Below are 22950 nucleotides of genomic sequence, written 5' to 3' on the forward strand. Positions count from 1 at the left end.
CCCGCCGCTCAAGCGGAGGGCGTGGCGTCGGCGGACGAGGCCTCCGCACCACGCGCGTCAGCGGACGGGTCGGTGGTGGGCTCGCCCGTCGGTGCCGTGGACTCCCCGGAGGACTCCGTCGTCGGATCCCCCGTGGGCGTCGTCGGCTCCTCGGACGGCTCCGGCGTGGGCTCCGGGTCGGCGGTGGCCGTCGGGGATTCGGCGGTGGGGGACGGGCTGGGCTCGTCCGAGGCCGACGGGCTCGGCTCGGCGCTCGGCTCCTCCGACGCGCTGGGCTCCGGCTCCGAGGCGGGCTGGGACGCCTCGCGGGTCGGCGCGGCGTCGGACCCGCCGGTGGCCACGATCAGCTGCACGTGCGTGTCGTAGCGGTGACGCTCACCCTCGCCGGGCACCACGCGCACCACCTCGCCGTCGGCGCCGTCGGCGGACGGGTCGTCCACCCGGTCCACGGTGAAGCCGCGGTCGCGCAGCGTCTGGATAGCGCTCTCCACGGGCTGGCCCACGAGGCCCTCCGGGATGACGCCCTCACCGGTGGAGACGGCCAGCGTGACGGTCTCACCGCGCCGCAACGCCCCCACGGGGTTGATCTCCTCAACGGTGCCCTGCGGGCTCTGCGCGTCGCGGTCCTCCTCGCGCACCGCCAGGCCGAGGCCCTCGAGCTCGGTGCGCACCTCGCTCACGGGGCGACCCCTGTACGCCTCCGGGTCCACGCGCACGGACGACTCCTCCTGCGAGGTCGCCGGCGCCGAGCCTCCGACGCCGCGGCCACCCGTGAGCAGCGGCCACAGCAGCGCCCCCAGCAGGGCGAACACCACGAGCCCGAGCAGTGCCCACAGCGGCCAGCGGTTGGCGCGTCGCCGGCGGGCGGGCGCGGAGCCGCCCCCGGCGGGCGGGCCCGAGTCCACGACGTCGCCCGGGCGGGTCTGCTGATCACGCACGGCGGCGATCTCGTGGTCGCGCGTGCTCGCGCTCGCGGCGGCGCCGGCCACACCGGCCGCGCCCACGGCCGCCGCACCGGCGGCGCCGGGGCCGCGGGCGTCGTCGTCGGTGCGGGGCTGGGCCGCGGTCACCGGCAGCGCCGCGGTGGCGGGGAAGCCGTCCGTCCGGGTGCCCTCGGCGCGGGGATGGGTGGTGCGCATGCCGTCGTAGTCCAGGGGGGCGGTCTCGGCGCCCGAGGGGTCGGCCACGCCCTGCTCCTCGAGGAAGGCGGCCAGGCCGGGCACGGCCTCCACCGCGCCGCGGGTGTCCTTGCGACGCAGCGCGTCGGCGGCCTCCGAGAGCGCGGTCGCGTCCGAGGGCCGCTCCTTGGGGTCCTTCGAGAGCATGCACATGATCAGGGCGCGCACCGGGGCCGGGACGGTGTCCGGCAGGGGCGGCGGGGTGTCGTTGACCTGGGCGAGGGCGATCGCGATCTGGGACTCGCCCGTGAACGGGCGATGCCCGGCGAGGGCCTCGTAGCCGATGATGCCCAGCGAGTAGAGGTCGGAGGAGCCGGTGGCCTGCTGCCCCGTGGCCTGCTCGGGCGCGAGGTACTGGGCGGTGCCCATCACCTGGCCGGTGGCCGTGAGCGGGACCTGGTCTGCCAGGCGCGCGATGCCGAAGTCCGTCACCTTCACCCGGCCGGTGGGCGTGATCATGAGGTTGCCGGGCTTGACGTCGCGATGCACGAGCCCCTGGGCGTGGGCCGCCGAGAGCGCGGCCGCCGTCTGCGCGATGATCCGCAGGGTCCGCTCGGGGGAGAGCACCTTCTCCTTCTCGAGGATGGAGGACAGCGGCTGGCCCGGCACGAGCTCCATGACGAGGTAGGCGGAGCCCTTCTCCTCGCCGTAGTCGTAGACGTTGGCGACGCCGGGGTGGTTCAGCAGCGCGGTGTGCTGGGCCTCCGCCCGGAAGCGGCGCAGGAAGTTGGGGTCACCCGTGTACTCCTCCTTGAGGATCTTCACGGCGGTGATCCGGCCCAGGACCTTGTCCCGCGCCTTCCACACCTCGCCCATGCCGCCGATCGCGATGCGATCGGTCAGCTGGTATCTGCCGCCGAGGGTGATGCCCGATGTCGGCCTCATTCCGTGACCACCGCTTCCATGATTGCCTTCATGCCACTGACGACTGTCTGATGTCCAACCCCCGGCGGCTCGTCCTCCACCACGATCGTCACGGCCGCCCGGGGGTTCTCGCCCGCGTCGAAGCCGGTGATCCAGGAGTGCACGTTGCCCGTGTCCCCGACCTCGGCCGTGCCCGACTTCGCCGCGATCCGCACCGTGTCCGACTGCACGGATCCCAGGATGCCGTCCTCCACCGCCGAGACCATCATGTCCGAGACCTGCCCGGCCACCTCGGGGGTCGTCGCCCGGCCGCGCTCACGGGGGCTGAACTCCTGCACCGTGGTGAGGTCCGAACGGCGGACCGCCTTGATCAGCTGCGGCTCCATGACCACGCCGTCGTTCGCGATGCCGGCGGCCACCATGGCCATCTGCAGCGCGGTGGCCTGCACGTCCCGCTGGCCGATCGAGGACTGCGCCAGCGCGGCGTCGTCCAGGTCGGAGGGGAACACGGAGCCGGTCACGGGCAGCGGGTAGTCGAAGGAGTCGTTGAAGCCGAACCGCTCGGCGACCTCCCGGATCCGGTCCTGGCCCAGCTCGACGGCGGCCATGGCGAACGGCGTGTTGCAGGACTGCGCCAGCGCCCACGTGAGGGTCTGACGCCCCACGGTGTTGCACGGTGAGCCGTCGTAGTTGGGCAGCTCCGTGGTCGTGCCGGGCAGCGTCCACGCGGCGGGGATGTCCACCGTCCCGTCCGGGGTGTAGTCACCGGACTCGAGCATGGCCACCGCGTCGATCAGCTTGAACGTGGAGCCGGGGGACACGAGCTGCTCCGCGGCGCGGTTGCGGTATGCGCTGGCGCCGGGGATCTGGTCGATCGCGGCCATGGCCGACTGCGCCTCGGCCGGGCTGTGCGAGGAGAGCGCGTTGGAGTCGAAGCCCGGCTTCGACACCATGGCCAGGATCTCGCCCGTCGTCGGGTCCGTGACCACGGCGGAGGCGCGCACGCCGTCCGGGAGCGCGTCGTACGCCAGACGCTGCAGCTCGGGGTCGATCGTCAGCTCCACCTGGTCGCCCTCGGGTGTGGCACCCGTGATGATCTCCATGGCGCGGTCCACGAACTGGGACGTGGGGGTGCCGGAGAGCTGCTCGTTCATGGCCGCCTCCAGCCCGTCGGTGCCGTAGGTGAGCGAATAGAAGCCCGTGAGCGGGGCGTACAGCTCGGGCTCGTGGTAGACGCGCTGGTAGTGGTACGCGTCGTCGGAGGGGACGGACTCGGCGATCGGCTCGCCGTCCACGAGGATGGGCCCGCGCGGGGCGCCGAACTCCAGGAACATCTGCCGCGAGTTCAGGGCGTGCGTCTTGAGCTGGTCCGCGGCCAGCACCTGGATGACGGACGCGGCCAGCGCGAGCACCAGGATCATGGCCGCCATGACGGTCCACGTGCGTCGGATCGCCTCGTTCACCGCTCCTCACCTCCTCCCGGGGGCACGGCCGCCGCCGGGAGCGCCGTGCCGGGGTCGAGGTGGCCGGCGCCGGGCCCGGACGCGTTGACCATCCCGTCCACGACCACGGGACGGCGGGCGGCGTTCGAGATGCGCAGCACGAGCCCCACGATGATCCAGTTGGCCAGCAGCGACGAGCCGCCGGCGGCGAGGAACGGCGTCGTGAGGCCGGTGAGCGGCAGCACGAGGGTCACGCCGCCCATCACCACGAACACCTGCCACGCCATGGTGAAGGCCAGGCCGGAGGCGAGCACCTTGCCGAACGCGTCGCGCACGCCGAGGGCGGCGCGCATCATGCGGGTGACGAGCAGGAGGTACAGGACGAGCACGGCGGCCAGGCCCACGAAGCCGAGCTCCTCGCCGATGGCCGTGAGGATCATGTCCGAGAAGGACAGCGGCACCTGGGTGGGGTTGCCCGCGCCCAGGCCGGTGCCCATCAGCCCGCCCGAGGCCATCGCGAACAGGCCCTGGACCACCTGGTAGGAGCCGCCGAAGTCGCGATGGTAGATCTCGGGGTCGAAGGCCCTCAGCCAGATCTCGAACCTGGCGGTCACGTGCGGCATGAACAGGAACGCCAGCGCCGCGCCGAAGGCGATCAGGCCCAGGCCGAGGAGGATCCAGGAGGCGCGGGACGTGGCGATGTAGAGCATCGCCATGAACATGCCGAAGAACAGCAGGGCCGAGCCCAGGTCGCGCTGGAACACGAGCACGCCGAGCGCCAGGAGCCAGCCGGCCAGCAACGGGCCGAGGTCCCGGGCTCGGGGGAAGGTCACCGGGCCCACACGGCGGCCGGCCAGCAGGATCAGGTCGCGGTTCGCGGAGAGGTAGCCGGCGAAGAAGATGGCCAGCGTGATCTTGGCGATCTCGCCGGGCTGGAAGGTGCCGAATCCGACGTCGATCCAGATCCGCGCCCCGTACATGCTCAGGCCCAGCCCGGGCACGAGCGGCAGGAGCAGCAGCACGCCGGACGCGGCGAGGAACAGGTAGGGCCAGCGCCGCAGCACCCGGTGGTCGCGCACCAGGAACACCAGGGCGGAGGCCACCAGGACGGCCAGGACGGACCACACGAGCTGCGAGGTGGGGTTGGCCATCGCGGCGTCCTGGCTCAGCCGGTGGATCATGGCCAGGCCCAGCCCGTTGAGCAGGGCGGTGATCGGCAGCATGAACGGGTCCGCGTAGGGGGCCCGCAGCCGCAGGACCACGTGCAGCACGAGGGTGGCCGCGCCGAAGACGCCCAGCGGCACCCAGGCGGTGGAGTCCAGCGGGGCGTCCGTGCCGATCATGCCCAGCAGGTCCGCCCCCAGGGCGATGGCCAGGGCGGCCAGCAGCAGGACCAGTTCGATGTTCCGGCGCGGGCGTGCGGGGGAGATCACCTCGGTCACGGGGCCTCACCTCCCGTCGCGCTCGGGGACGATGCCGGGCTCGTCGGCGCGGCGGAGCCGGACGCGTCCGAGGGGCGGGCGGAGGACGACGACGGCGTCGTGCTCGGCCGGGCCCGCTCGGAGGGCTCACCGGCGGGGGCGGGGGCGTTCGGGTGCAGCGAGTCGCGCAGCTCGGCGACGATCTGCTCCGCGTGGTCCACGTCCCGGGCGGGCATGCCGGCGTTCACGCGGTCGCGTGCGTACGCGGGCAGCGCGTCCACCGGGAGGTCGGTCTGGCGGTCCACGTGGGACAGCTCGAGCGGGCCCAGCCGCTGGGAGACGCCCTTGAACACGGCGATCCGGCCGTCGTTGGCCCCCACGTAGTACTGCGTCTGGGTCCACAGGTAGCCCCACACGGCCACGGCCGCGAGGGTGAGGGCGAGCAGCGTGGTGAACACGGGGATGAACCAGCCGCGGCGGTACTGCACCGGGCGGTCGTCCTTTCCACGCCGCCGACGCGCGGCCCCGTCCTCGGGGCCGCCGGCGGGCCCGGCGGTCGCCGGGGCCGGGGTGGGGGCCGTGGTCGAGGCCTCGGCGGCCTCGTCGGACGGGCGGTCGGCAGCGGTGGCGGCCGGTGTGGCGGCGGAGGAGGAGCCGACGGCGGCCGCGGTGCCGCGCGGCGCGGCGGGCGGGGCGGACGGGTCCGAGCGCGCGGCGACGTCGGGATCCGGCCCGTCCGTGAGGACGGCCGCGGTGCGCCGGGGACGGTTCTCCGGCACGGGCGTCTCGCCGAGCAGGGCAGCGGCGCGGCGGCGCGTGGAGCTGCGGGTGACCACGGGGATGCGATCGGTCCTCACAGCGTTGGAGGCCGCGCCGACGAGCAGGTGGGGTCGTGCGTCCAGGTCCTCGCGCAGCAGCAGGCCGGAGACCGGGCCGACCTCGGGCGGGTGGGCCGCGGCGAGGGCCTGCTCGGACAGGTGGACGTCCGGGACGGGGGCCAGCTCCTCCGCCGTGCCCTCCGCGATCTCGAACGCCACCACGGTGACGTTGTCCGGGGCGCCGCCCTTGAGGGTCAGGTCCACGAGGGTGTCGACGGCCTGGTTGAGAGCCTCCGAGTCCCGCAGCACCTCGTGGATCTTCTCGGGGGAGACCACGTCCGTGAGGCCGTCCGAGCAGAACAGCCAGCGCTCTCCGGGGGCGACGGGCACCTCGAACACGTCCAGCTCGGGGGAGGCGTCCACGTCGCCGAGCACGCGCATGAGCACGTTCTTGTTCGGATGGAACGGGGCCTCCCCGGCCTCGAGACGCCCCTCGTCCACGAGCTTCTGCACGAACGTGTGGTCCGTGGTGACCTGGGAGAACTCGCCGTTCGCGAGCCGGTAGGCACGGGAGTCGCCGATGTGCGCCATGTGCAGCGTGGTCCCCGCGAGCAGGCCGGCGGTGCACGTGGTGCCCATGCCGGCGAGCTTGGGGTTGGCGTGCACCAGCTCGTTGAGGATCAGGTTGGCGTTCTGGATCTCGTCCGGCAGCACCGTGGCCGGGTCCTCGTAGCCCACCGCATCCAGCGGGGCCAGGTCCAGCACCGTGGACGCGCTCGCCACGTCGCCGCCCACGTGCCCGCCCATGCCGTCCGCGAGCACGACCAGATGACGGCCCACGTAAGCGGAGTCGTCGTTCTTGGCACGGACGCGGCCGACGTCGGAGCGGGCGGCGTAGCGGAGGACGAGGGTCATGGGTCAGGCCTCGAGCTCCATGACGGTCTTGCCGATGCGGATGGCCGTGCCGGGGCCCACGGGCACCGCGCGGGTCACGGGGGCGCCGTTCACGTAGGTGCCGTTCGTGGAGCCGAGGTCCTCGAGGAACCAGCGGGTGCCCTGGGGGAACAGCCGGGCGTGGCGGCCGGAGGCGTAGTCGTCCACGAGCACCAGGTCGGCGTCCTGGGCGCGGCCCATCAGCAGGGGACGGCCCTCCAGGGCGATGGTCTGCCCGGCCTTCGGGCCCTCGACCACCCGCAGAGTCCGGGACAGCCGCGGGGCCGGCGTCGTCGGCGCGGACGCGGCGGGGGACGGCGTCGACGCGGGCGCGGGGCGGTCGACCGCGGACGAGCCCGCCCCGGCGGCCCCGGCCGCGGGCACCGCGGTGACCAGGCCGGCGTCGCGCTGGGCCTGCTGGAGGCGCGTCTTGTTCCGCCGGCCGACCACGAGGTCGCGGCCCTGCGCCATGACGATGGAGATGATCAGCACCCACAGGGCCAGCAGCAGGCCCATGCGGAGCACGGCGACGGCGAGCTCGCTCATGCGCGGCCCCCCGTCCCGCCGAAGAACAGCAGCTCGGTCTGGCCGACGGTCACCACGTCCCCGTCGCGCAGGGTGACGGAGCCGTCCACGCGGCGGCCGTTGACGAGCACGCCGTTGCGGCTGCCCAGGTCCAGGAGCGTGACCGTGGAGCCGACGGTGAGCAGGCGCAGGTGCTCGCGGGACACCGAGGAGTCCGGGATCACGAGGTCGGCACGCTCGGCCGAGCGGCCGAGGATCAGGTCGTCCCCGTCCAGGGGGAGCATGCGGCCGTCCAGCTCGAGTGCCGGGCCGGCGGGCTCGGTCACGGGGCGGCCCATCACGACGGTCGGCTGGTCGGCGTGGGCAGGGGCGGCGGGCGCGGCCGGGGCGGCGGGCGCGGCCGGGGCGGCGGCCCGGCGGGGCGCCGGACGGGGTCCGACGCGCGGGGCGGGGGAGGGCTCACGGGGCGCGGCCGCCGGCAGGTCCTCGACCAGTCGGTCCGGCGCCGCGGCGGAGGCTCCCGGGCCGTGGGCGGTGGCGGGCGAGGCGCCGTCGTCGTGGGGGGCCGGGGCGGTGAGCGAGCCGTCGTCCAGGCGGGTGACCACGCGCAGGTCCCCGGCGCGCACGTCCGCGTCCGGGTGGAAGGCGACCCGGACCGTGCCGGGCAGCGCATAGCCCTGGGAGTCGGCGTGGCGGATGACCTCGTCGCACAGCTCGCTGGCGAGGGTGGACCCCCACGAGCGGGCGCGCTCGAAGTCGGCGGGGGAGAAGTGGACCACGTAGCTGTTGGGCGCGACCGTGTGGCCCTCCGACAGGGCGAGAGACTCGTCGTCCATCGCCTGCCGCAGGGCCGAGGCGATCTCCACCGGCTTGACCGCCCGCGGACCGCCGGCCGAGAAGGCCGAGCGCACGACCCGCTCGAGGCCGCGTTCGAGGTTGTCCAGAAGTCCCACGACGGGGCCCCTTTCCACAGTTGTCCGTCCCGATACTACGGGCCGGGCTGGGAGACCGCCGAGAACAGCGGCATTCTGCGGGGTGGAGCGCGGGTGGGAGAGGCCACGGAGGGGGCGGGCCACGGGCGCGGCGGGGACGCGGGGGTGGGCGTCGGGGCCGATTTGCACGCCCGGGCGGGCGGGGGTTAGAGTATTCCTCGCTGCCTGTGACGGTCGCCGGATGTCCGGGGCCGAGAGCAGGAGGCCGCTCGCGCGAGTGGCGGAATTGGTAGACGCGCTGGCTTCAGGTGCCAGTGTTCGCAAGGACGTGGGGGTTCAAGTCCCCCCTCGCGCACCGAGGACGAAGGCCCCGGCACCGTGTGGTTCCGGGGCCTTCGGCGTTCCCGGGCTGGTCCCACTCACCCGTTGGGGGCGGTTTCGGGCGGTATCCACGCCGGATACCGCCCGAAACCGCCCCCAAACGCCAGGGTGGGCCGGGTGCGGGGCCGCGCGCCCGACGTCGGCCCTCACGGCTTGACGCACACCACCGGGACGCGGGCCTCCAGGATGATCTGCTGCGCGGCCGATCCCAGCAGCAGCTTGCCCACGGGGGAGCGGTGCTTCACGCCCACCACGATCCGGCTCGCGCCCACACGCTCGGCGTGCTCGAGCAGGTCGCCGACGGCGTCCCGGCCGCGCTCCTGGGCGTGTGCCACGGACACGTCGACGCCGGCTTCGCGTGCCTCCGCCTCGTCCGGCTCGGTCCCGTCGAGGGAGAACCAGACCACGTCCTCCCCGCGCAGGGCCGCCTCGGCCAGGGCGGCCCGCCAGGCCGCGGCGCTCTCGGGGGTGCTGGTTCCGGTGCTGATGATCGTCATGGGGACCACTGTGCGTCATGGACGCGGCCCCCGTCACCACCCGGGCCGATTGTCGTCGGCGACTCTGCGGACGCGGAGCGCACGCAGCCTCGTCGCGCTGTTACGGTGACCTCCACCACTCGCACCTGTCCCCGGCGCCACTCCCTGGCGGCGGGGTGTCTCTGTTAGGAACCGCCATGTCCTCCACCTCCCCCGACGGCCCCCCGCGCCGACGCACGGGGATCGGCCGGATCGTCTTCAGCGTGATCGCGGTGCTCACCGTGCTCGCGGCCTCCGCCTTCTCCATCCGCTCGGCCTCGGGAGGCAACGACATCCGCACCAACCTGACCCTCATCGCCCCCGCGGCCGCCGGCGGCGGCTGGGACTCGTTCCAGCGCGAGCTGCAGCAGACCATGCGCGTCAACGGGCTCGTGAACAACGTCCAGGTGGTCAACATCCCCGGCGCCGGTGGCACCATCGCCCTCGGCCAGCTGACCACGCTCGAGGACGCGAACAACCTCATGGTGGGCGGCACCGGCCAGATCGCCGCCCACGCGGCCCGTGGCACCGGCCCCGAGCTCTCCCAGGTCACCGCGGTCAGCCGCGTCGTCGAGGAGTACAGCCTCGTGGTGGTCCCGGCGGACTCGCCGTACCAGAGCATGGACGACCTGGTGAGCGCCTGGCGCGCCGATCCCGCCCACGTGGCGTGGACCGGCGGCGGCTCCTTCGACCAGCTCGTCATGGCGGACATCGCCCGCACGGCCGACGTGCCGGTCGCGGACACCACCTACATCCCGTCCGACGGCGGCGGCGAGGCCATCCAGGCCCTGCTCAACGGCACCGCCCAGGCCTCCGCCGGCGGCTTCGCGGACATCTACCCGCAGGTCCAGGCCGGCCGACTGCGCGCCCTCGGCGTGGTGGCGGCCGAGCCGCTGGCCGGCGTCGAGGAGATCCCGACCCTGCGCTCCCAGGGCTACGACGTCACGCTCACCAACTGGCGCGCCCTGTTCGTGCCGCCGGGTGTCTCCGCGGAGGAGCGCACGGAGCTCGAGGCCCTCATCGCCGAGGCGGTCGACACCCCCGAGTGGAAGGAAGCGGTGCAGCGCAACTACTGGAACCCCGTGCCCCTCTCCGGCGCCGAACTCGAGGAGTTCATCGCCGCCGAGAAGGAGCGCATCGGCACGCTGACGGGAGAGATCAAGTGAGCCACGCGTCCACCGTCCCCCCCGCCGCCGACGCCCCCTCCCGCTGGGGGCGCGCCGCCGGGCTCTCCGCGCTCGTCATGCCGGCCGTGCTGGCCGCGTTCAGCCTCTACCTGCTGCTGGGATCCCTGGCCATGGACACCGAGGGCGCCGACTTCCCCGGCCCGGACTTCTTCCCGCTGATCCTCGCGGTCGCGGGCCTCGTGATCGCCGCCGCGCTCGCGGTGGAGGTCGTGCGCGTGCGCCAGTCCCCCGAGGGTCAGGCCGACGCGGACGGCGAGGTCGGCCAGGCGGCCGGTCCGCTGACCCTGTTCCACTCGGACTTCGGCGCGCTGGCCTGGTGCTTCCTCGGCTTCCTCGCGTTCGCCGTCCTGCTGCCCTGGCTGGGGTGGATCCTCGCCGGGGCGCTGCTGTTCTGGTGCGTCACCCGCGCGTTCGGCGCCCCGCACCCCGTGTTCGACATCCTCGTCGCCCTGTTCGTCTCCTCGCTGGCCTACCTCGGCTTCGCGGTGGCCCTGGGCCTGACCCTGCCCTCGGGCATCCTGGGAGGTGGCTTCTGACATGGAGACCCTCGGACTCCTCATGGAGGGCTTCGCCGGAGCCCTCACCCCCATGAACCTGCTCTGGGTGGTGCTGGGCTGTCTGCTCGGCACCGCGGTCGGCGTGATGCCTGGACTGGGCTCCTCGATGGCCGTGGCCCTGCTGCTGCCCATGACCTTCGCCCTCGAGCCCACCGCCGCGTTCATCATGTTCTCCGGCGTGTACTTCGGCGGCCTCTTCGGCGACTCCACCATGGCCATCCTCATGAACACCCCCGGCCAGGCCTCGGCCATCGCCTCCACGTTCGAGGGCCACCGCATGGCCCAGGACGGCCGGGCGGCCCAGGCCCTGGCGACGGCGGCGCTCGGCGCCTTCATCGGCGGCATGGTGGCCTCGGTGTGCGTCGTGTTCCTCGCCCCCGTCCTGGCGGAGTTCTCCACGAGCTTCGGGCCCGCGGAGTACTTCGCGCTCGCGCTCTTCGCGTTCGTGGCCACCTCCTCGGTGGTCGCGGACTCGGTGCTGCGCGGCCTGGCCTCCCTGGTGCTGGGACTGGGCATCGCCGTCGTCGGGATCGATGCGGTGACCGGCGCCGAGCGCTTCACGATGGGCTCCCCGCAGCTGTTCGACGGCATCCCGCTCGTGACCGTCACGGTGGCGATCCTCGCGCTCGGCGAGGTGTTCCACGTGGCCTCCCGGGTGCGCCGCGAGCACGAGGACCTGCGCATCCGCCGCACCGGCCGGCCGTGGCTGTCGGGCGCCGAGTTCCGCGAGGCCGCCCCGGCGTGGCTGCGCGGCACGGCGATCGGCCTGCCGTTCGGCATCGTGCCGGTGGGCGGCTCCGAGGTGCCGACGTTCCTGGCGTACTCGGCCGAGCGGCGCCTGGACCGGCGCCGGGCGCATCCGCAGTTCGGCCGCGGCGCGATCCGCGGGCTGGCGGCCCCCGAAGCCGCGGGCAACTCGACCACCGGCATGGCGATGGGTGCCCTGCTCACGCTCGGCCTGCCCGTCTCCGCGACGGCGGCCATCATGCTGGCGGCGTTCCGCCAGTACGGGCTGCAGCCCGGCCCCCTGCTGTTCGACCGCAGCCCGGACCTCGTGTGGGCGCTGCTGGCGAGCTTCTTCATCGCGATGATCGTGCTGCTGGCGATCAACCTGCCGTTCGCGCAGCTGTGGGCCAAGCTCCTGCTCATCCCGAAGCACTACCTCTATGCGGGGATCACGCTGTTCTGCGGGCTGGGCATCTACGCCACCACGGGCGCGGTGTTCGACCTGCTGATGCTCCTGGGGATCGGCGTGCTGGGCTTCCTGATGCGGCGGTACGGCTACCCGCTGGCGCCGCTGATGATCGGCATGGTGCTCGGCCCGCTCGCGGAGACCAGCCTGCGCGACGCCCTGCTCAGCTCGGTGGGCGACCCGGCCGTGCTCGTCTCCACCCCCATCACGTGGGTGATCTACGGGATCCTGGCGATCGTGCTGGCGTTCTCCGTGCGGGCCGCCGTCGTGCGCCGGACGCGCCAGGACGTGTGAGCGGAGGAGGGATCCACGTCCCCCGAGGCAACGCGGGTTGAGTTGTCACCGGTGTGCGGCCTCCGCACCCGTGACAACTCAACCCGCGTTTCTGGTGGGCGGCGGCCTCGCTCAGTAGTGGTACGTGTCCGACGGCGCCGTGATCGCGTTGTCCTGGTCCGGGTACCGCGTGGAGTGCACCCCGAACGCGGTGGCCAGCCCGAGGATCTTCTCCGCGCGCGCCTTGCGGGGCAGGTCGGAGCCGTTGCGGATCTCGCCGCCGTCGGCCTCGAAGTCCGCGAGGAACTCGTGGGCCCACGCCAGCTCCTCCTGAGACGGGCTGAGCCCCTCGTTCACGGCCGCGCACTGCTCCGGCGCGAGGCACAGCTTGCCGGTCATGCCGAACTCCGCGGTCACCGCCGTCGCCTCGGCGAGCTTCACGCCGGTGGAGCCCACGGTCGGCCCGTCGATCGCGCCCGGCAGCCCCGTGGCCCGCGCCGCGATCGTGAACTGGGACCGCGTGTACGCCAGCGCCTGCGGCGACTCGCCCAGGCCGGTGTCGCGGCGGAAGTCGCCGATCCCGAAGGCCAGCCGGAACGTGCCCTTCGCGGCGGCGATCGAGTCGATCCGCTGCAGCCCGCGCGCCGTCTCCACGAGCGCCACGACGGGCACGCCGGGCAGCCGTCGGGCGGTCTCGTTCACGTGGTCCGTGGACTCCACCATCGCCAGCACGACGCCGGCCAGGCCGCCCTCGGAGACCGGCCCGCCCAGGTGCGCGGGCAGGGCCGCGGCGAGCGCCTCGACGTCCTGCTCCCACCACCGCGAGCCGTAGCCGTTGAGCCGCACCCAGCCGGTGTGCCCGGAGGTCAGCCAGGAGACGGCGTCCGCGCGGGCCTGGTCCTTGTCCTTGGGGGCCACGGCGTCCTCGATGTCGAGGATGACGATGTCCGCGGCCGAGTCCTCGGCGGGCTGGAACCGTTCGGGCTGGGCGGCGTTGACCAGCAGCCAGGAGCGGGCGAGCTCCGGGTCGATGCGCTGGCCGGGCACGGGCTGGAACGCGGGGGAGGGGGTGATCGCGGCGGGCAGGGTCACGGTCATGAGGGGCTCCTTCACGGGGCTGGGGCGTCGGGCCGAGGTCGCGGGCGGGTGCCTCGCGCGGCGGACGGCCGGGGGACGGACCAGGTGGGCCCTGAGCGAGCGGCGTCGGTTCGACGCCGAAGGGCGCCGCGGGTGTGCGGCGCGTCCACAGCACAGTACACGCCACCGTGTCCGACGTCACCCGGGTGGGCGTGGATCTCGGCTCAGAAGGGGTGACGGGTGCGGGGGGAGCGCGTAGCGTTCATCGGGGTCCGGACGGCGTCGGCCGCGCAATGGGGCGCGGCCCTCCGCGCGTCGGTCGGGCCGCGACACATCCCTGCCCACCGGACCACGAGGACGCTCAATGACGAGGATCCCCGCCGAGGACGAGGCCGTGACGGCCCCGTCCTCCCCGCTCGACAACGCCCTGGCCCAGCTCTCCGCCGCCGTGAAGACGCTCGGCTACGACGAGGGCCTGCACCAGATGCTCGCCGCCCCCCGCCGCGAGATGGCCGTCTCCATCCCCCTGCGCCGCGACGACGGCTCCACCGAGGTGCTCCGCGGCTACCGCGTGCAGCATAACTTCTCCCGCGGCCCGGCCAAGGGCGGCGTGCGCTTCAGCCTGGACGTGGACCTGGACGAGGTCCGCGCGCTGGCCATGTGGATGACCTGGAAGTGCGCCCTGCTGGACGTGCCCTACGGCGGCGCCAAGGGCGGGGTGACCATCGACCCGCGCCAGTACTCGAAGGCCGAGCTCGAGCGCGTCACCCGTCGCTACACCTCCGAGATCCAGCCGATCATCGGCCCCGAGGTGGACATCCCCGCCCCGGACGTGGGCACGGACGAGCAGACCATGGCCTGGATGATGGACACCTACTCGGTGAACGTCGGCCACACCACGCTCGGCGTGGTCACCGGCAAGCCCGTCTCGCTCGGCGGCTCGCTGGGCCGCGCCTCCGCCACCTCGGCGGGCGTGGTCCACGTGGCGCTCGCCGCGCTCGAGCACCTCGGCATCGAGCCGTCGCAGGCGACGGCGGCGGTCCAGGGCTTCGGCAAGGTCGGGGCCGGCACGGTCGAGCTGCTCGAGGCGGCCGGCGTGAAGGTCGTGGCCGTGTCGGACCAGTACGGCGCCGTGCGCGACGACGAGGGCCTGCACTACGACGCCCTGCAGAGGCAGCTCTGGGATACCGGCTCCGTGAAGGACACCCCCGGCACCACGTCCATGGACGCGGACGAGCTGCTCGAGATGGACGTGGACCTCGTGGTCCCGGCCGCCGTGCAGTCCGTGCTGACCGAGGAGAACGCCCCGCGCGTGCGTGCCCGGCTGGTCGTGGAGGGCGCCAACGGCCCCACCACGGGCGAGGCCGACCGCATCCTCGCGGAGAAGGGCGTCCTGGTCGTCCCGGACATCCTGGCCAATGCCGGCGGCGTGATCGTCTCCTACTTCGAGTGGGTCCAGGCGAACCAGGCCTACTGGTGGAGCCGCGAGGAGGTGGACGAGCGCCTGAAGCGGCGCATGGTCGCCGCATGGAAGGCCGTGCTGGCCACCTCCGAGAGCCGCCGCGTGAGCCTGCGCGAGGCCGCCACCCTGACCGCCGTGCAGCGCGTGGCCGAGGCCCACCGCACCCGCGGCCTCTACCCGTGACGGGGGGCGGCCCCGCCGCCTGACCCCGTCCGGCCGTCCGAGCGCGGCCCCGCTGCCCGCCCGCGGGCCGACGGCCCGGAACCCCGGAGGTTCCGGGCCGTCGTCGTGGGCGGGCTCGTCCCTGATGTGCCCCCGGACCGTGACGTCCGTCTCTATTTCGAATTTTGACGATCAGGCGTGGACGGCCTGCCCGGATGATGTTTGAATTTGAAACAAGTTCGGAGGCCCAGGAGCCATCGCCCCCGCGACGGCCCACCCCGGACACACCAGACAGACCCGCTTCAGAAGGAGCACCCCATGCACGCCATCACCACCGGCACCTGGAATCTCGACGCCGCCCACTCGGACGTCGACTTCGTCGTCCGCCACGCGGGCATCTCCAAGGTCCGCGGCACCTTCCACGCCGTGGAGGGCCAGCTCACCATCGCCGAGCAGTTCGCCCAGTCCTCCGTCGACGTGACCGTCGACGTCGCCTCCATCAGCACCAAGAACGAGGGCCGCGACGCCCACCTGCGCTCCGACGAGTTCTTCGACGTGGAGCAGTTCCCCACCATGACCTTCCGCTCCACCGAGGTCCGCGGCGAGCCCGAGGAGTTCACCCTGGTCGGCGAGCTGACGCTGCACGGCGTCACCCAGACCGTGGAGCTCGAGGCTGAGTTCGGCGGCCAGGACAAGGATCCCTTCGGCGTGACCCGCGTGGGCTTCGAGGCCACGGGCGAGATCTCCCGCAAGGACTTCGGCCTGACCTGGAACGCGGCCACCGAGGCCGGCGGCCTCCTGGTCTCGGACAAGGTGAAGCTCGAGATCGGCGCCGCCTTCGTGCTGCCCGAGGCCGACGCCCAGGCCTGAGCCTGAGCCGACCTCGCGCGTCGAGACCGGGTCCCTCGATGAGGGGCCCGGTCTGCTCGTAGGGTGGGGCCCATGATGGCTTCGAAGACCCCGCACCAGAACGTCACGTTCGACCTGCCCACCAAGGACGCCGGCCAGGACGGCGACCGGACGGGCCACGGCTACCTCGCGCTGCCCGCCTCCGGGAAGGGCCCCGGCGTGATCGTGATCCAGGAGTGGTGGGGCCTGGTGGATCACATCAAGGACGTGTGCGACCGCCTCGCCGACCTCGGCTTCGTCGCGCTCGCCCCCGACCTCTACGGCGGCTGGATCGCGCACGACGGCGACGAGGCCGGCGAGATGATGCAGAATCTGCCCGCCGAGGAGGGGGCCCGCCAGCTGGCCGGCGCCGTCGACTGGCTGCTCGCCCGGGACGAGGTGACCTCGCAGACCGTGGGCGCGATCGGCTTCTGCATGGGCGGCGGCTTCGTGCTCGCCCTCGCGGCCCAGCAGGGGGACAAGGTCTCCGCCGCCGTGCCCTTCTACGGCGTCGGCCAGGGCGTGCCCGGCGACTTCTCCGGCGTCACCGCCGCCGTCCAGGGCCACTACGCCGAGCAGGACGACTCCTTCCCCGTCGAGGACGCGCGGCAGCAGGAGCAGCAGATCCGTGAGGAGTCCGGGGCCGACGTCGAGTACTTCTACTACGACGCCCCGCACGCCTTCCACAACGACGAGAACCCCCAGGGCAACTACCGGCCCGAGGCCGCGGCCCTCGCCTGGGACCGCGCCGTCTCCTTCCTGAAGGAGAAGGCCCGCTGAGCGGCTCCCGTGGCGGCCGGGGCGGGAAGTCCCGCGCGAGCAGGGGCGGCCCCGCCCGATCCACCCGCTCCGGCGGCGGGCGCGGCGTGGCCAAGGGCGTGAAGCCCGCGGGCCGCGCCGGGGGCGAGGGCCGGCGTCGTCCCGCGCCCGCGCCACCGGCCGACCTGCCCGTCCCGCCCGAGACCCTCTTCCTGGCCACCATCCCCGGGGCCACGCCGTCCACGTGGGTGGAGCGGTTCACCACGCGCCAGCGCGCGGTGCAGCTCGTCAACCACGACGACGCGGCCCAGCTGGCCCACCTCGCCCACGACGACGCCGGTCAGCCCCGCCACTTCCTGCCGCAGCTGGGCTACGTGCGGCGTCGACGCGACGTGTCCGCCGAGGAGTTCCTGCGCGCCGGCGGCGTCGACCCGCGGCACGTGCACCTCGTGGGCGTGTACTCCGAGCTGCCGGTGGTGTGCGTGGGCAGGGACCACCTGCTCGCCGCGTGGGACGTGGACGCGGACGGCCCGGTGCCGCCCGCCGAGCTCGACCCGGACGAGGAGCTGGAACCCGCCCGCTTCGCCCCGGCCCCCAGCCCGGAGCCGATGGACGCCGCCGAGCTGCCCGGCGCGGGCGAGCGGATGGCGCTGGAGATCGCCGCGTCCGGCGCCGGCCACGTCGTGCTGCCGATGTCCGTGGCCCGCATGTTCGGCCGCAAGGACGTGATCGTGCTGCCGCTGGCCTCCACCCTCGACGACACCGTGGGCCTGTCCCGCGCCGACCGCGAGGCCGCCGCCACGCGGTCCGCGCTCGCGGACGAGCAGGCGCGGGCCGAGGCGGAGGCGGGCGCCGCCGTCGTCGACGGGGCGGATCCCGCGCGCCAGGGCGACGACGACGCCCGCCACCCCGGCTGGGACGTCGCCCTGGCCTGGCTCAAGGCGGCCGACTCGGAGCTCGTGCAGGCGTTCGTGGGGGTGGCGCGCGGGCGACGGGGCGCCAGCTCGCGCTGAGGGCAGGCCTGCCTATGCTCGGAATGACCCGCATCACACTCAAGGAGGGCGCATGTCCGAGCATCAGCAGCACGTCGGCCGCCGGGACCCCCGGATCAGCGACGAGGCCATCGAACGGGGCCGCCGCGCCCACGAGCTCGACCGCGCGCACGTGTTCCACTCGTGGAGTGCCCAGCGCGACCTCACACCCATGACCATCCTCGACGCCGAGGGGTCGTGGGTGTGGGACGGCGAGGGTCGGCCCATGGTCGACTTCAGCGGGCAGCTCGTCTTCACGAACGTCGGCCACCGCCACCCGAAGATCGTGGCCGCGATCCGGGAGCAGGCCGAGACGCTGGCCACCGTGGCCCCGCAGCACGTCAACGACGCCCGGTCCGAGGCGGCCCGGCTGATCACGGAGCGGCTGCCGGAGTCCATCAACCACGTGTTCTTCACGAACGCGGGCGCGGAGGCCAACGAGCACGCGGTGCGGATGGCACGCCTGCACACGGGCCGGCGCAAGGTGCTCTCCGCGTACCTCTCGTACCACGGCGCCACGCGCCTGACGGCGAACCTGACCGGCTCCCTGCGGCGCGTGGGCTCGGACTCGGCGTCGGACGGCGTCGTGCACTTCCAGCCCGCGTACACGTACCGCTCCGCGTTCGGCTCGGAGAGCGACGAGCAGGAGGCCGAGCGCGCGCTGGCCCACCTGCGCGACGTGATCGAGCTCGAGGGCCCCTCCACCGTGGCCGCCGTGATCCTCGAGGCCGTCCCCGGCACCGCGGGCATCTTCCTGCCGCCGCCCGGCTACATGGCCGGCGTCAAGGAGCTGTGCCGTGGGCACGGGATCCTGCTGATCATCGACGAGGTCATGGTCGGCTTCGGCCGCGTGGGCGAGTGGTTCGGCCACCAGCTGACGGGCGTCACCCCGGACATCGTCACGTTCGCCAAGGGGGTCAACTCCGGGTATGTGCCGTTGGGCGGCGTCGCCATGAGCGACGACGTCTACGAGAGCTTCGCGACCACGCCCTACCCCGGCGGCCTGACCTACTCGGGCCACCCCCTCGCGTGCGCGGCCGCCGTCGCCGCGATCACCGCGATGGAGGAGGAGGGCATGGTCGCCCATGCGAAGCGCATCGGCGATCAGATCATCGGGCCGCGCCTGGCCGAGATCGCCGCGGCCCACCCGAGCGTGGGCGACGTGCGCGGCGCCGGCGCGTTCTGGGCCGTCGAGCTGGTGAGGGACCGGCAGACCCGGGAGCGGCTGGCCCCGCTCGGTCAGGTGGCGCCCGTCATGGGGCGGATGATGGCCGAGGCGAAGGACCGCGGGCTGCTGCTGTTCATGGCCGAGAACCGGTTCCACCTGTGCCCGCCGCTGAACATCTCGGACGAGGACCTGCGCTTCGGCCTCGACGTGCTCGACCAGGTCCTCACCCTCGCCGACGAGGAGGTCGCGGCCGGCTGACGGGCCCCGCCCTGCGGCCCGCCCCACCCCGCCCCAGTCCGCCCACCCCGCGTTTTCGAACGTGAAAGGGGGGTTCTCAGCGCTTTCGGTCGTGAGATTGGCCCTATCTCACGACCGAAAGTGCGCGTGGCGCGGGGATGCGCGAGGCGGGGCGCCCGGGGCCGGGGTCAGCCGAGCCGGCCGGCCTCCGAGGCCTCGAACTGCTCCTCGTCCTCGGGCACCGGCTCGGTGCCGCGGGCGCGGGCGATCGCCGTCATGAGGTGGTGGATCACCAGGGCGGCGATCGTGCCGAGCGTGATGCCGCCGAACACGAGGCCGCCCACCACCAGCTGCGGGTCCGCGATCGCGATGATCAGGCCCGCGCCCGCGGTCATGAGGTTCACGGTGTTGGAGAAGTCCACACGGTTCTGCACCCAGATGCGCACGCCCATCATGCCGATCATCCCGTAGAGGATGATGCCCGCGCCGCCGGCCACCCCGGCCGGGATGGTGGCGACGGCGGCCCCGAACTTCGGCAGGAACGCGAGGGCGATCGCGGTCAGGCCGGCCACCCAGTACGCCGCCGTCGAGTAGACGCGCGAGCTGGCCATCACGCCGATGTTCTCCGCATACGTGGTGGTGCCGACGCCGCCGCCCGCGCCGGAGAGCATGGTCGACAGGCCGTCCGCGATCAGGGCACGGCCGGTGAGCGGGTCCAGGTCGCGCTTGGTCATCAGCCCGACGGTCCTGACATGGCCGATGTTCTCCGCGACCAGCACGAGCACCACGGGCAGGAACAGGGGCAGCAGGTCCCATCGCAGCTCCGGGCCGTGGAAGGGCGGCAGCCCGATCCAGGCGGCCTCCCCGACGGCGGCGAAGTCCACCTGGCCCTGCGCGAGGGCCAGCACGTAGCCCACCACGATGCCCACGAGGATGGACAGGCGGCCCAGGAGCCCCCGGAACGTCACGGCCGTGAGCACCACCGCCAGGGCCGTGCCGAACGTGGTGACCGGCACCTCCTGCATGGCCGTCGTCGTGGCGCCGGCGAGGTTGAGGCCGATCAGGGCCACGATCGTGCCCATCACCGCCGGCGGCATGAGCGCGTGGATCCACCCGGTGCCGGCGCGGTGCACGATCGCGCCGATCACCGTGAGCAGCAGGCCCGTCACCAGGATGCCGCCGAGCGCGGCCCCCGTGCCGCCGATCGTGGCGGCGGCCGTCAGCGGTGCGATGAACGCGAACGAGCTGCCCAGGTACGAGGGCAGGCGGTTGCCCGTGATGACCAGGAAGAGCAGGGTGCCCAGGCCGGAGAAGAGCAGCGCCGTCGTCGCGGGCATGCCGGTCAGGGCGGGCACGAGCACGGTGGCACCGAACATGGCCATCACGTGCTGCACGCCGATGCCCACGGTCCGGGGCCAGCTCAGCCGCTCGTCCGGGGCGACGACGGTGCCCGCCGGGGTGATGGTGCGGCCGTCGCCGTGGAGGCGCCAGCCGGCGCCGCGCGAGGGCCGGGTGGGGGTGGGGGACATGGCCGCCTGCCGAGGGGTCGGGGATGGGGGTGTCGGGCGTTTCTCGGGGGCCTGGAAGCCTGCGCACAGCCCCGGTTCCGCGCCGGTGATTAGGGTACCGTGGGGCGCGTGGCTCAGTACTGTGGTGTGATCGGAGAGGCGCTCGTCGACGTCGTGGTCTCGGACACCGCGACCCCCCGCGTGCACGTCGGGGGCAGCCCCCTGAACGTGGCCGTGGGCCTGAGCCGGCTGGAGCGGCCCGTCCTGTTCGCCGGCCGCCTCGGCCGCGATGCGCACGGGGACATGATCGCCTCGCACCTGCGGGAGAACGGCGTGCGCTGCCTGCTCGAGCAGGATTCCGCCGCCACCTCCGTGGCCACCGCTCGCCTTGACCCCACGGGCGCCGCCAGCTACGAGTTCGAGCTGGACTGGACGCTGCCGCCCGCCGCCGCGCTCGCCCGGGACTTCGACGACGCCGCCGGCGGCCCGCTGCACCACATGCATGCCGGCTCCATCGCCACCATGCTCGCCCCCGGCGACGCCGAGGTGATGGCCCTGCTCGAGCGGATCTCGGCGGTCACGACCATCAGCTACGACCCCAACGTGCGGCCCACGATCGTGCCGGACCGGGCGTTCGCCCGCGCCCGCGCGGAGGAGTCCGTGCGGCTGGCGGACGTGGTGCACGCCTCGGACGAGGACATCGCGTGGCTGTACCCGGACCGCCCGCTGCGCGAGTCGCTGCAGGCGTGGCAGCAGATGGGCCCGGCGTTCGTGGTGATGACCCGCGGCGCCGAGGACATCGTGGCCGTCACCGCGCATGGCGTGGTGGAGCGCCCGATCGTGCCCGTGGACGTCGCGGATACCGTGGGCGCCGGCGACTCGTTCACCGCCGCCCTGCTCGCCGCCCTCGACGACCGCTCCCTGCTCGGCGCCGCGAACCGCGGCCGCCTGCACGCGATGGACCCGGCCGACGTCGAGTCGGTGCTGATCTACGCCTCCCGCGCGTCGGCGATCACGGCCTCCCGCCCGGGGGCGGACCCGCCCACGCGGGCCGAGCTGGCGGACTGATCCCACGCCCGCCCGTCCCCGCACGAATCTGTTGCGCATCTGACCCTTCCGGCGGGTGGGGACGCCCCCAGAAGGGTCAGAGACGCAGAAGATCCCGGCCGCCTCAGAGCAGGCCCAGCCCTCGCACGGCGTCGCGCTCGGCCTCCAGCTCGGCGACGGTCGCGGCCAGCCGCCCGCCCTCACCCGGCAGCACGGACTCGTCCGGCTCCAGCCCCGGCACGATCCGCCACGCGGTGCCGCCGTCGGACGTCACGGGGAACGAGCTGATCAGCCCCTCCGGCACCCCGTAGGAGCCGTCCGAGACCACCGCGGCCGACGTCCGGCGCGGCGCACCGTCCGCGTCCACACCGGTGCCGAGGGTCCAGTCGCGCATGTGATCGATCGCCGCGGACGCCGCCGACGCCGCCGAGCTCGCCCCGCGCACCTCGATGATCTCCGCGCCCCGCTTCGCCACGCGCGGCACGAACTCCTCGCCCGCCCACGCCGGGTCCACCACCTCGAGCGCCGGCCGCCACGTCCCCTCCACCCGCACGCGGGCGTGGGTGAGGTCCGGGAACTGGGTCGCGGAGTGGTTGCCCCAGATCGTCACGCCGGCCACATCCGTCACCGCGACGCCGGCCCGCGCCGCCAGCTGCGCCACGGCCCGGTTGTGGTCCAGCCGGGTCAGCGCCGTGAAGCGCTCGGCCGGCACGTCCGGGGCGTGCGCGGCGGCGATCAGCGCGTTGGTGTTGGCCGGGTTCCCGACGACGACGACCCGCACGTCCTGCGCCGCGTGGTCGTTGATCGCCCGGCCCTGCGGCCCGAAGATCCCGCCGTTCGCCTCGAGCAGGTCGCCGCGCTCCATGCCCTTCGTGCGCGGCCGCGCGCCGACGAGCAGCGCGTGCTGCACCCCGTCGAAGGCGCGGGCCGGGTCCTCCGTGACCTCCACGTCGGCCAGCAGCGGGAAGGCCGCGTCGGCGAGCTCCATGGCGGTGCCCTCCGCGGCGCCCAGGGCGGCCGGGATCTCGAGCAGGCGCAGCCGGACCGGGGTGTCCGGGCCGAGCATCCCGCCGGCGGCGATGCGGAAGAGCAGCGCGTAGCCGATGTTGCCGGCGGCGCCGGTGACGGTGACCGTGCGGGGCGTCGTCGACGCGGGGTCCGGGGCGGTGTCCTGTGCGGTGGTCTGCTGTGCGGTGTCCACGCCCCCATCGTGCCCCCGCTCGCCCGCGGAGGACACCCCGGCCCGCCGCACGGCCCCGGCCTAGATGTTGTGGGTCATGAGGTTCTTGGCACGAGGGCCGGGCTGAGATGAGACGAGCGGGCCTCTCCCGCAGGATGGAAGTTCCTCAACAACCCACCTGCCCGAAAAGACCCACTCATGACTCACGCTAAC

Annotated in this window: 19 protein-coding genes and 1 tRNA gene; 10 read left to right on the forward strand and 10 right to left on the reverse strand. The window is 73.7% G+C overall.

The features are described from left to right. Positions 1–8: 8 nt before the first annotated feature. From MF605_RS00790 to MF605_RS00815, 6 genes are read right to left on the reverse strand one after another with little or no spacing between them, the layout of a single operon-like run. A complete protein-coding gene (locus tag MF605_RS00790) occupies positions 9–2063 on the reverse strand; it encodes a protein kinase domain-containing protein (protein ID WP_134416145.1) in 2055 nt (684 codons plus the stop codon). Next, positions 2060–3505: a peptidoglycan D,D-transpeptidase FtsI family protein gene (locus MF605_RS00795; protein WP_098093927.1), complete on the reverse strand. Its 1446-nt coding sequence runs from the start codon at positions 3503–3505 to the stop codon at positions 2060–2062. Before MF605_RS00795 ends, MF605_RS00790 begins: the two co-directional genes overlap by 4 nt. After that, positions 3502–4926, reverse strand: coding sequence for an FtsW/RodA/SpoVE family cell cycle protein (locus MF605_RS00800; protein WP_036314455.1), 1425 nt, complete (start codon positions 4924–4926; stop codon positions 3502–3504). Before MF605_RS00800 ends, MF605_RS00795 begins: the two co-directional genes overlap by 4 nt. Next, entirely contained in the window at positions 4923–6638 is a 1716-nt protein-coding gene (locus MF605_RS00805) for a PP2C family protein-serine/threonine phosphatase (protein WP_134416143.1), read from the reverse strand. The genes MF605_RS00800 and MF605_RS00805 overlap by 4 nt, the downstream gene beginning before the upstream one ends. A gap of 3 nt (positions 6639–6641) precedes the next feature. Further along, a complete protein-coding gene (locus MF605_RS00810) occupies positions 6642–7202 on the reverse strand; it encodes an FHA domain-containing protein FhaB/FipA (protein WP_010079714.1) in 561 nt (186 codons plus the stop codon). Continuing rightward, complete coding sequence (locus MF605_RS00815) at positions 7199–8134, reverse strand: FHA domain-containing protein (RefSeq protein ID WP_134416141.1); 936 nt, start codon at positions 8132–8134, stop codon at positions 7199–7201. Before MF605_RS00815 ends, MF605_RS00810 begins: the two co-directional genes overlap by 4 nt. Before the next feature lie 250 nt (positions 8135–8384). Between MF605_RS00815 and MF605_RS00820 the strand changes: the two genes are divergently transcribed. Further along, positions 8385–8468 (forward strand) — tRNA-Leu (locus MF605_RS00820). Between the two features lie 172 nt (positions 8469–8640). Here MF605_RS00820 and MF605_RS00825 read toward each other — a convergent pair. Beyond that, positions 8641–8991 carry a universal stress protein gene (locus MF605_RS00825; protein ID WP_098093919.1) on the reverse strand — a complete coding sequence of 117 codons (351 nt, stop codon included), beginning with the start codon at positions 8989–8991 and terminating at the stop codon, positions 8641–8643. A 176-nt stretch (positions 8992–9167) separates the two neighbouring features. On the opposite strand from MF605_RS00825, the gene MF605_RS00830 reads away from it, so the two are divergent. Genes MF605_RS00830 through tctA form a run of 3 tightly spaced genes read left to right on the forward strand, consistent with a single transcriptional unit; the run spans position 9168 to position 12239 of the window. Continuing rightward, entirely contained in the window at positions 9168–10175 is a 1008-nt protein-coding gene (locus MF605_RS00830; RefSeq protein WP_134416139.1) for a tripartite tricarboxylate transporter substrate binding protein, read from the forward strand. Then, complete coding sequence (locus tag MF605_RS00835) at positions 10172–10732, forward strand: tripartite tricarboxylate transporter TctB family protein (RefSeq protein WP_010079710.1); 561 nt, start codon at positions 10172–10174, stop codon at positions 10730–10732. Before MF605_RS00830 ends, MF605_RS00835 begins: the two co-directional genes overlap by 4 nt. A 1-nt stretch (position 10733) precedes the next feature. Then, positions 10734–12239, forward strand: coding sequence for a tripartite tricarboxylate transporter permease TctA (tctA, locus tag MF605_RS00840; RefSeq protein ID WP_134416137.1), 1506 nt, complete (start codon positions 10734–10736; stop codon positions 12237–12239). Between the two features lie 111 nt (positions 12240–12350). On the opposite strand, the gene MF605_RS00845 is transcribed toward tctA, so the two are convergent. Further along, entirely contained in the window at positions 12351–13316 is a 966-nt protein-coding gene (locus MF605_RS00845; protein ID WP_134416135.1) for an HpcH/HpaI aldolase/citrate lyase family protein, read from the reverse strand. 343 nt (positions 13317–13659) lie between these two features. On the opposite strand from MF605_RS00845, the gene MF605_RS00850 reads away from it, so the two are divergent. The 5 genes from MF605_RS00850 to MF605_RS00870 all read left to right on the forward strand — a co-directional run bounded on the left by MF605_RS00850 (position 13660) and on the right by MF605_RS00870 (position 19023). Continuing rightward, entirely contained in the window at positions 13660–14940 is a 1281-nt protein-coding gene (locus MF605_RS00850; RefSeq protein ID WP_134416133.1) for a Glu/Leu/Phe/Val family dehydrogenase, read from the forward strand. Between the two features lie 297 nt (positions 14941–15237). Beyond that, positions 15238–15789: a YceI family protein gene (locus tag MF605_RS00855; protein ID WP_134416131.1), complete on the forward strand. Its 552-nt coding sequence runs from the start codon at positions 15238–15240 to the stop codon at positions 15787–15789. Positions 15790–15861: 72 nt separating this feature from the next. Then, entirely contained in the window at positions 15862–16587 is a 726-nt protein-coding gene (locus MF605_RS00860; protein WP_134416129.1) for a dienelactone hydrolase family protein, read from the forward strand. Between the two features lie 86 nt (positions 16588–16673). Beyond that, positions 16674–17579 carry a hypothetical protein gene (locus MF605_RS00865; RefSeq protein WP_134416127.1) on the forward strand — a complete coding sequence of 302 codons (906 nt, stop codon included), beginning with the start codon at positions 16674–16676 and terminating at the stop codon, positions 17577–17579. Between the two features lie 52 nt (positions 17580–17631). Continuing rightward, positions 17632–19023: an aspartate aminotransferase family protein gene (locus MF605_RS00870; RefSeq protein ID WP_134416125.1), complete on the forward strand. Its 1392-nt coding sequence runs from the start codon at positions 17632–17634 to the stop codon at positions 19021–19023. 167 nt (positions 19024–19190) lie between these two features. Here MF605_RS00870 and MF605_RS00875 read toward each other — a convergent pair whose 3' ends face one another. Continuing rightward, the gene (locus MF605_RS00875; RefSeq protein ID WP_134416123.1) at positions 19191–20531 is read right to left on the reverse strand and encodes a uracil-xanthine permease family protein; all 1341 of its coding nucleotides are present in this window, start codon (positions 20529–20531) and stop codon (positions 19191–19193) included. Positions 20532–20657: 126 nt separating this feature from the next. Between MF605_RS00875 and MF605_RS00880 the strand changes: the two genes are divergently transcribed. Then, positions 20658–21578: a carbohydrate kinase family protein gene (locus MF605_RS00880; RefSeq protein ID WP_113914103.1), complete on the forward strand. Its 921-nt coding sequence runs from the start codon at positions 20658–20660 to the stop codon at positions 21576–21578. Positions 21579–21681: 103 nt separating this feature from the next. On the opposite strand, the gene MF605_RS00885 is transcribed toward MF605_RS00880, so the two are convergent. After that, positions 21682–22758, reverse strand: coding sequence for a malate dehydrogenase (locus tag MF605_RS00885; RefSeq protein ID WP_134416121.1), 1077 nt, complete (start codon positions 22756–22758; stop codon positions 21682–21684). Between the last annotated feature and the right edge of the window lie 192 nt (positions 22759–22950).

This window comes from Micrococcus luteus (assembly GCF_022664405.1).
Classification (GTDB): Bacteria; Actinomycetota; Actinomycetes; order Actinomycetales; family Micrococcaceae; genus Micrococcus; species Micrococcus luteus.

What these genes read in the sequence shown, in the direction of transcription:
- MF605_RS00790 (WP_134416145.1), bottom strand. Translation starts at nt 2,063, where the DNA reads ATGAGGCCGACATCGGGCATCACCCTCGGCGGCAGATACCAGCTGACC.
- MF605_RS00805 (WP_134416143.1), bottom strand. Translation starts at nt 6,638, where the DNA reads ATGACCCTCGTCCTCCGCTACGCCGCCCGCTCCGACGTCGGCCGCGTC.
- MF605_RS00810 (WP_010079714.1), bottom strand. Translation starts at nt 7,202, where the DNA reads ATGAGCGAGCTCGCCGTCGCCGTGCTCCGCATGGGCCTGCTGCTGGCC.
- MF605_RS00825 (WP_098093919.1), bottom strand. Translation starts at nt 8,991, where the DNA reads ATGACGATCATCAGCACCGGAACCAGCACCCCCGAGAGCGCCGCGGCC.
- MF605_RS00830 (WP_134416139.1), top strand. Translation starts at nt 9,168, where the DNA reads ATGTCCTCCACCTCCCCCGACGGCCCCCCGCGCCGACGCACGGGGATC.
- tctA (WP_134416137.1), top strand. Translation starts at nt 10,734, where the DNA reads ATGGAGACCCTCGGACTCCTCATGGAGGGCTTCGCCGGAGCCCTCACC.
- MF605_RS00845 (WP_134416135.1), bottom strand. Translation starts at nt 13,316, where the DNA reads ATGACCGTGACCCTGCCCGCCGCGATCACCCCCTCCCCCGCGTTCCAG.
- MF605_RS00850 (WP_134416133.1), top strand. Translation starts at nt 13,660, where the DNA reads ATGACGAGGATCCCCGCCGAGGACGAGGCCGTGACGGCCCCGTCCTCC.
- MF605_RS00855 (WP_134416131.1), top strand. Translation starts at nt 15,238, where the DNA reads ATGCACGCCATCACCACCGGCACCTGGAATCTCGACGCCGCCCACTCG.
- MF605_RS00860 (WP_134416129.1), top strand. Translation starts at nt 15,862, where the DNA reads ATGATGGCTTCGAAGACCCCGCACCAGAACGTCACGTTCGACCTGCCC.
- MF605_RS00870 (WP_134416125.1), top strand. Translation starts at nt 17,632, where the DNA reads ATGTCCGAGCATCAGCAGCACGTCGGCCGCCGGGACCCCCGGATCAGC.
- MF605_RS00875 (WP_134416123.1), bottom strand. Translation starts at nt 20,531, where the DNA reads ATGTCCCCCACCCCCACCCGGCCCTCGCGCGGCGCCGGCTGGCGCCTC.